Origin of the sequence: Spongiactinospora sp. TRM90649 (assembly GCF_029382225.1) — a bacterium.
Taxonomy (GTDB): domain Bacteria; phylum Actinomycetota; class Actinomycetes; order Streptosporangiales; family Streptosporangiaceae; genus Spongiactinospora.
Window position 1 is genome coordinate 1 of the sequence record NZ_JARLTC010000072.1, and the last position, 9157, is coordinate 9157.

Annotated in this window: 3 protein-coding genes; 1 reads left to right on the top strand and 2 read right to left on the bottom strand. The window is 72.9% G+C overall.

Features of this window, described 5'->3' with window-relative positions:
* Both P3X83_RS42830 and P3X83_RS42835 read right to left on the bottom strand, forming a co-directional pair.
* Positions 1–5914: non-ribosomal peptide synthetase (locus tag P3X83_RS42830; RefSeq protein WP_277311199.1), on the bottom strand; the 5914-nt coding region annotated here is incomplete at its 3' end.
* Between the two features lie 47 nt (positions 5915–5961).
* A complete protein-coding gene (locus P3X83_RS42835; protein ID WP_277311201.1) occupies positions 5962–6180 on the bottom strand; it encodes an MbtH family protein in 219 nt (72 codons plus the stop codon).
* A 351-nt stretch (positions 6181–6531) separates the two neighbouring features.
* Here P3X83_RS42835 and P3X83_RS42840 point away from each other — a divergent pair.
* Positions 6532–9157 (top strand): amino acid adenylation domain-containing protein (locus tag P3X83_RS42840; protein ID WP_277311200.1); only part of this gene is annotated, 2626 nt, incomplete at its 3' end.

Here is a 9157-nt window from a genome sequence, read left to right on the forward strand (position 1 = left end):
GCAGCGCCGCACGGTCCAGCTTCCCGTTCACGGTGATCGGCAGCCGGTCGATGACCACCAGCGCCGGGACCATGTACGCCGGAAGAGCGGCCCCCAGCCGGGCCTTGACGGCCGCCGCGTCGAGCGGGTCGCCGGGTTCGGGCACGAGGTAGGCGACCAGGCGCTTGTCACCCGGAGTGTCCTCGCGGACGACGACGGCGTTCTGCCGTACGCCGGGAAGGGCGGCGATGGCGGCCTGGATCTCGCCGGGTTCGATGCGGTAGCCGCGGATCTTGACCTGGTCGTCGGTGCGGCCGAGGAATTCGAGGGTGCCGTCGTGGTTCCAGCGGGCCAGGTCGCCGGTCCGGTACATGCGGCTGCCCGGCGGGCCGTAGGGGCCGGCGGTGAACCGCTCGGCGGTCGTGGCCGGGCTGCCGAGATAGCCACGGGCCAGCCCCGCGCCGGCCGCGTACAGTTCCCCGGCGACCCCTGCCGGAACGGGCTGCAGGTACTCGTCCAGCACGTACAGCCGGGTGCCGTCCAGCGGCGTGCCCAGCGGCACGGTGTCGCCCACCCGATCGCCGCTGCGATACGGCGTCTGGGTGACGCACAGCGTCATCTCGGTCGGGCCGTAGGTGGTGCGGACGATCGTGCGGGGGCACCGCTCGATCACCCTGGCCACGGCCTCCGGCGCGATCACGTCGCCGCCGGTGGTGACCTCGTCCACCGAGGCGAGCGTGTCGGCGAGGTCGGCGGCGACGACCCGGAACAGCCCGGCCGTCATGCTGATCCGGGTGATCGCGTGCCTGCGGATCAGCGAGCCGAGCGACCCGGCGTCCAGCTTGCCGGGCGGCGCGACGACCACGGTGCCGCCGTTGAGCAGCGGCGCCCAGATCTCGTACGTGGACGCGTCGAAGGCGTGCGACGCGTGGAACAGCACCCGGTCGCCGGGGCCGATCTCCCAGCACGGGTCGAGGGCCAGGTCGGCGACGTTCCCGTGGGACACCGCGATGCCCTTGGGGGTGCCGGTGGAGCCGGAGGTGAACATCACGTACGCGGTCTGCGCGGGGTGGACGGCGGGCCGCGAGACCGGGGCTGTGGCCGCGTCGGCGGGCATGACCAGGACGCGGCGGCCCGCGGCGGCCTGCCGTACGGCCAGCTCGTGGTCGCGGTACGCCTCGTCGATCAGCAGCACCGGGCAGGACACCCCGTCGGCGATCTCCCGCAGGCGGGCGGCGGGATGGGCGGAGTCCAGCGGCAGGTAGGCCGCCCCCGCCTTCAGAACGCCCAGGAAGGCCACGACCAGCTCGGTCGAGCGCTCCATCAGGATCGGCACCGGCGCGTCGGGCGCGACACCCGCCCGCAGCAGCGCCGACGCGGCCCGGTCGGCCCGCTCGGACAGTTCGCGGTAGCTGAGCCGGGCGGTCCCCTCGATGATCGCGGGCGCCCCCGGCGTGCGGCGGACCTGCTCCTCGAACGCCTCGATCAGCGACCGGCCCGGCCTGGACGGCACCGCGCTGCGCCCGGCGGCCAGCATCCGGTCCCGCTCGGCGGGCGGCATGATCTCGATCCGGCCGATCGGCGTGCCGGGGTCGGCCAGTGCCCGGCCGAGGAGGCCGATCAGGGTCTCGCCGAGACGGCGGGCGGTGGCCTCGTCGAAGAGGTCGGTGGCGTAGCCGAGCCACAGGGTCACCCCGGCCGGGGCGCCGTCCTCGGTCAGCCGCTCGGCGAACGTGAAGTCCAGGTCGAACTGCGCCACGTCCGGCTCCGCCGACTCGTCCGCGCAGTCCAGGCCCGGTAGCGCGAGCGCGCGGTCCACCCCGTCGGCCATCCCGATCGTGACCTGGATGAGGGGGTGATGGGTGAGCGTGCGCGCGGGCTGGAGGTCTTCGACGAGGCGGTCGAAGGGGAGGTCGGTGTGGTCGTAGGCGGTCAGGTCGGTCTGGCGGACGCGATGCAGCAGCGCGGTGAAGGTCGGATCGCCTGCCAGGTCTGTTCGCAGGATGAGGGTGTTGACGAAGAAGCCGACGAGGTCTTCGAGATGCTCGTGGGTGCGCTGTGCGGTGACGGTCCCGATCGGGATGTCGGTTCCCGCGCCGAGGCGGTGCAGGACGGTGGCCAGCGCGGCGTGCAGCACCATGAAGACCGTCACGTCGTGAGTGCGAGCCGCCTGCCGCAGGGCCGCGTGCGACTCGGCGTCCAACTGGAGCGTCAGCGTGCGCCCATGGTGGGTGGGCACGGCGGGCCGTGCCCGGTCGGCGGGCAGGGCGATCTGGTGCGGCATCCCCGCCAATGCGGTGCGCCAGTGCTCCAGGTGCCGCTGCGCGTCCTGGCCGAGCACGTCGTACTGCCACAGCGTGTAGTCGGTGTAGGTGATCGGCAGCGGCTCCCAGTCAGGAGCGGCGCCGCCGACCCGAGCAGCGTAGGCGGCCGAGAGATCCTGCGCGAGAGGGCGCATGGACCAGCCGTCCGCCGCGATGTGGTGCAGCACGATCACCAGCAGCCAGGCTCCGGAGTCCCGCGTGAGGCTCACCCGGATCGGCAGCTCCTCGGCCAGGTCGAACCGATGCCCCTCGGGTTCGGGGTTCTCGTCGATGACCAGCAGCGCGCGGGCCTCGTCCGGGGTCAGCGGTTGCTGGAAGGGCTCGCCGTCCGTCTCCCGGAACAGCGTCCGCAGCGGTTCGTGCCGCTCGATGAGGTCGCCGAATGCCGCGCGCAGGGCGTCGGCGTCGAGCGGGCCGTGGAGACGGGTGTGCAGGGGCACGTTGTAGGTCGCGCCGTCGTCCAGGCGGTGCAGGAACCACAGCCGCCGCTGGGCCGGGGACACCGGCACGCTCGCCGGACGCGGGCGTCTGGCGAGTGCCGGGAGCCGCGTTTGGGCGGCCTCGTCGAGATGAGCGGCCAGCCGCGCGGGCGTCGGCGCGTCGAACAGTGCCCGCAGCGGCACCGGGTGGCCGAGTGCGGTCTGTACGCGGTTGACCGCCCGCACGGCCAGCAGCGAGTGCCCGCCCAGCTCGAAGAAGTCGTCGTCCGCGCCGACCTCGGGTGACCCCAGGACCTCGGCGAAGATCGTGCACAGGAGTTCCTCGCGCGGCGTCGAGGCCGCGCGGGACGCACCGGCCCGGACGGCCGGCGCGGGCAGCGCCGCCCGGTCCAGCTTCCCGTTCACCGTGATCGGCAGCCCATCGATGACCACCAGCGCCGGCACCATGTAGGCGGGCAGGGTCGCGGCCAGGCCGGCCTTGACCGCCTCGGTGTCGATCGGATCGCCGGACGCGGGCACCACGTAGCCGACCAGGCGCCTGTCTCCAGGAGTGTCCTCACGCACGACCACCGCGGCCCGCTCGATCCCGGAGTGCGCCAGCAGCGCGCTCTCCACCTCACCCGGTTCGATCCGGAAACCGCGGATCTTGACCTGGTCGTCGGTGCGGCCGAGGAATTCGAGGGTGCCGTCGTGGTTCCAGCGGGCCAGGTCGCCGGTCCGGTACATGCGGGTGCCGGGCGGGCCGTAAGGGCCGGCGGTGAAGCGCTCGGCGGTGGTCGTCGGGCTGCCGAGGTAGCCCCGGGCCAGACCGGAGCCCGTCGCGTACAGCTCCCCGGCGACCCCGGCCGGGACCGGCTGCAGGTACTCGTCCAGCACGAACACGTCCGTCCCGGCGACCGGGCGGCCGATGGTCACCGGGCCGCCGGCTTCGAGGCGGCCTCCGGTGGCGCAGACCGTCGTCTCGGTCGGGCCGTATGAGTTGACGATCGTGTGCTCGCCGGACCACCGCGCGAGCAGGCTCTCGCCTGCCGCCTCGCTGGCCGTGATGATCGTCATCCCGGGCGGGAGGATCCCGTCCCTGAGCGTCATGAGCAGCGACGGCGTGAGTGTGACGTGCGACACCTGCCCGGGCGACCGCCCCGCCAGCAGGTCGCCGGGGTCGCCGACGACCAGCGTCCCGCCCATGAGCAGGGCCATGACCATTTCCCACACCGAGCCGTCGAAGCTGATCGAGGCGACCTGGAGGATCCGGCTGCCGGGCGTCACGCCGTAGGTGGCGAACTGGGCGGTGAGGCGGCCGAGCCCCGCGTGGGGGAGCATGACTCCCTTGGGCGTCCCGGTGGAGCCGGAGGTGTAGATCACGTACGCGCCGTTGTCCAGCGCCGGGGCGGTCACGGGAGCCGATGGGGCGCTCTCGCCGAGGTCGGTCTCGGCGACGAGCACCTGTCGTACCGGGGTCGTGCCGGTGAGCCGGTCGCGGGTGTCGACGAGCGCCAGCACGGGGTCGGTCTCCGTGAGGATCAGCCGTTTGCGCGCGGCCGGCAGCTCGGGATCGATCGGGACGTACACGCCTCCCGCCTTCGCCACCGCCAGCAGCGACAGCGCCAGATCGGCCGACCTGTCCATGGACACCGCCACACACCGGTCGGGGCCCACGCCCGCCGCCGCCAGGAACGCGGCGAGCCGGTCGGACCTCTCGTCGAGTTCGGCGTAGCTCCACCGCAGGGGCCCGTCCTCGACGGCGGGCGCGGCGGGATCGCGGCGCACCTGCCGCGCGAAGAGCTGGGGGAGGGTGGCGGACGTGGCGTCGGCTCCCCGGGCCCAGTGGCCGGTCAGCGCGCCGCGCTCGCCGTCCACCAGGACGTCGAGGGCGCTGATTCGCACCTGCGGGTCGGCCGTGACCTGGCGGAGCACGGCGAGCACCCGATGCCCCAGCGCGGCGGCGGTCTCCTGGTCGAACAGGTCGGTGGCGTACCCGACGGCGAGCTGGGCGCGCGTCTGGCCCGTGCGCGGGTCGGTCCGCTGTTCGAGCCCGACGGACAGGTCGAACCTGGCCGTGGTCGTGGGCGGCTGGAGCATCTCCGACGTGAGTCCCTCGCCCTGGAGCAGCGGGATCTCCTCGATGTCCTCCGCGACGGCCAGCACCTGGATGAGGGGGTGGTGGGTGAGCGTGCGCGCGGGCTGGAGGTCTTCGACGAGGCGGTCGAAGGGGAGGTCGGTGTGGTCGTAGGCGATCAGGTCGGTCTGCCGGACACGGTCCAGCAGCGCGGTGAAGGTCGGATCGCCTGCCAGGTCCGTTCGCAGGATGAGGGTGTTGACGAAGAATCCGACGAGGTCTTCGAGGTGCTCGTGGGTGCGCTGTGCGGTGACGGTTCCGATCGGGATGTCGGTTCCCGCACCCAGGCGGTGCAGGACGGTGGCCAGCGCGGCGTGCAACACCATGAACACGGTGACGTCGTGAGTGCGCGCGGCCTGTCGCATGGCCGCGTACAGCTCGGGGTCCAGCGGCAGGGTCAGCGTGTGCCCGTGCTGGGTCTGGACGGCGGGCCGTGGCCGGTCGGCGGGCAGGGTGATCTGGTGCGGCATCCCGGCCAGGGCGGCGCGCCAGTGCTCCAGATGATGCGGCCCGTCCTGGTCGAGCACGTCCTGCTGCCACAACGTGAAGTCGGTGTAGGTGATCGGCAGGGGCGCCCAGGTGGGCGGCGCACCCGTGGTGGTCCTGGCGTGATACGCCGCCGAGAGGTCCTGCGCGAGGGGCCGCATGGACCAGCCGTCGGCGGCGACGTGGTGCAGCACGATCACCAGCAGCCACGTCCCCGGCCCCTGGTCGATCAGCGTGACCCGGATCGGCAGCTCGGCGGCCAGGTCGAACCGGTGCGCCGCCGCCTCCGCCGCCAGGTCGTGGCCCGGCGGCTGCCGCCGGTGGTCCACGACCAGTAGCGCACGCGCCTGCTCGGGCGGCAGGATGTGCTGGAACGGTTCGCCGTCGGCGTCACGGATGAGCGTGCGCAGCGGCTCGTGCCGTTCGAGCACATCCCCCAGGGCTCGGGTCAGCGCGGGAACGTTAAGGCGGCCAAGGACGCGGGTGTGCAGGGGCACGTTGTAGGAAGTGCCGCCCTCCAGCCGGTCCAGGAACCACAGCCGCCGCTGAGCGTAAGAAAGCGGGAACATCAAGCAGCCTTTCGAGGACTTGTGGACAACGGCAATTCCGGTGCGAGCTATTCGTGATTCGCTTCCATGGCGGCCACAAGGCTGTTGGGCCGCATATCGGTCCAGTTCTTCTCGATGTACGTCAGGCACTCACCGCGCGGGGAGTCGTCAAGCCTGACTTCCCAGCCTGACGGAACATCAGCGAAAGCCGGCCACAGTGAATGCTGGCCTTCGTCGTTGATGAGGACCTTGAACTGGAGGGATTCGTCGTCGAACGGATTCATCAGATCCTCCTGACCTGCTGTGGTTAGGGCCGATCGGCAAACCCAACGCGGACAGGCTAAGCACCGGCCTTGCCGGAAAACAAGGCAGGTGAACGCGCTCGAACTGGCATGAAGGTGCCATGGCCGAGGGCTTGCCGATCGGGTCCGGGCCATTTCCGGACGCCTGCTTTCACGAAGATGCCAAGCTGGACCGGAACATTGTCGTACCGGAACGGCGTCCCTAGGCTGATGGCCAAATCCGCGTGAGCGAGAGGAGCGGCCATCTCCATGAGCGCCGCCGAATTTCCTGCCGACAATCAGGATGGCGGGGCAGGGAATGCGTTTTCGAAAGGCTCGGGCGAGCCTTTCGGATCCGTGTCCTCGTCCTCCTGGACGCGAGGGCCGTACGCGCCCGCCGGGACGGTTCCCGCGTTCTTCGCGGAACGGGTCCGCCTCGCCCCGGACGCGCCCGCCGTCGAGGACGGCACGTCCCGCCTGACCTACGCGGAGCTGGACGCCGCCTCTGACGCGCTGGCCGCGCTGCTCGCGGTCCACGGGGTGGGACCGGAGACGGCGGTGGCCGTGTCGATGTCGCGTTCGGCGGCCCTGGTCGTGGCGATGCTCGGCACGCTCAAGGCGGGCGGCGTGTACGTGCCGGTGGATCCCGCCTACCCCGAGTCGCGCAAGCGGCTGATGCTGGAACAGGTGCGCGCGCCGATCGCGCTCGTGGACATCCCGGACCGGTTGCCGGAGGGGAGCACCCGGCGGCTGGTGATGGGCGAGCCGGACCTGTCCGCCGCCCCGGCGCCCCCTCCGGCCGCCGACCTCACGCTGGACAACGGCGCTTACGTGATCTACACCTCCGGCTCGACCGGCACGCCCAAGGGCGTGCTGCTGCCGCACGCCGGCATCGGGCGTCTGGTGGCGCGGTTCGGCCAGTTCGGCGCGGGCCCCGGCAGCCGGGTGCTCCAGGTCGCGTCGATCGGCTTCGACGGGTCGGTCTGGGAGATGTTCATGGCTCTGCTGACCGGCGGGACCGTCGTCGTCGGCGACCCCGGGGAGCTGCTCGCGGGCCGTACGCCCGGCGGCGTCACGCACGTGACGCTGACGCCCTCCACGCTGGCGACGCTCCGGGAGGACGCCCTGCCGGCCGGCACCACGGTGATCACCGCCAGCGAGGCCGCCACCGGTCACCTGGTGGACCGGTGGGCGGACAGGTTCGCGCTGGTCAACTCCTACGGCCCGACCGAGACGACGGTCTGCGCCACGGGTGGGCCGCTGGTCCGGGCCGACGAGGTGACCATCGGGGTGCCGGTGCCGGGCACCGAGGTCTTCGTCCTCGACGAGCGCCTGCGCCCGGTCCCGGCCGGGGTGACGGGCGAGCTGTACGTCGCCGGTCCCGGCCTCGCCCGCGGCTACGTGGGACGGCCGGAGCCGACCGCCGAGCGGTTCGTCGCCTGCCCGCACGGATCACCGGGCGGCCGGATGTACCGCACCGGCGACCTGGCCGAATGGACGCCCGACGGCCGCCTGCTCTTCGCCGGACGGGCCGACGACCAGGTCAAGATCCGCGGCTACCGGATCGAGCCGGGCGAGGTCGAGACCGCCCTGCTGGCCCACCCCGCCGTCGCGCAGGCCGCCGTCGTGGTTCGCGAGGACGCCCCCGGCGGCAAGCGGCTCGTCGGCTACGTCGTGCCCGCGCCCTCGGGCGGGCGCGAGACCTGGGACCGGCTGCTGGCAGAGCGCCGGCAGAACGCCGACGACCTGTACCGGCAGACGCCCGGCGGGCCGTTCGGCCACGACTTCTCCGGCTGGGACGGCAGCCGCACCGGCCGGCCCATCCCGCTCGCGGAGATGCGCGAGTGGCGTGCGGCGACCGTCGATCGGATCCTCGCGCTGCGCCCGCGCGACGTCCTGGAGATCGGCATCGGCACCGGCCTGATCCTCGCCGAGGTCGCGCCGCACTGCGCGTCCTACTGGGGCACCGAGCTGTCGTCCGTGGTGCTGGACCGGGTCCGCGCCCACGTGTCGGAGGATCCTGCGCTCGCCTCCCGCGTGCGGCTCTGCCACCAGCCGGCCCACGACATGGACGGCCTGCCCGACGGCCGCTTCGACGTGGTCGTGATCAACTCGCTGATCCAGTACTTCCCGGACTCCGAATACCTGACGACCGTGCTCCGGCAGGCCCTCGCCAAGGTCGCCCCCGGCGGGGCGGTGTTCGTCGGCGACGTGCGCAACGCGCGGCTGCTGCGCTGCTTCTGGAGCGCCGTCGAGAACCACCGGGCGGGGGCCGGGGCCGGCCGGGAGACCGTCCGCGCGGCGGCGGAGCGGCGGATCGCGCTGGAGGAGGAACTGCTGGTCGATCCGGACTACTTCGCGGGGCTGCCCGACGAGCTGGACTCGCTCGGCGCGGTGGACGTCCGCATCAGGCGCGGCCACGCGGACAACGAGCTGACCGCCTACCGGTACGACGCGATCCTCTACCGGAGCCCGGCGCCGCCGGGGCGCGGCGGCGAGGTCCTCGCCGTCGCCTGGGGGGAGACCGGCCTCGCGGCGGTCGAGGGCCTGCTGTCGCAGTCGCCGTCCGGCCTGCGGGTGAACCGCGTCCCGAACGGCCGCATCGCCGGGGACCTCGCGGTGACGCGCGCCCTGCACGGCGAGACCGTCTCGACCGCCCCCGGCGTGGACCCCGAGGCGCTGCACCTGCTCGGCGAACGGCTCGGCTACCACGTGGCCGCGACCTGGACCGGTGACGACCCGGAAGGCGCGCTGGACTTCCTGTTCACCCGGACGGACGGCCGGCCGGACCTGTACGAGCCGGGCACGACCGCGCCGGACGAGCGCACCAACCATCCGGGCAGGGCCCGCCGCAACGCCGCCCTCGCGACCGACCTCCGCGAGAGGGCCCGCGAGACGCTGCCGGAGTACATGGTCCCGGCGCTGGTGGTCATCGACCGGCTGCCGATCACCGTGAACGGGAAGCTGGACCGTGCGGCGCTGC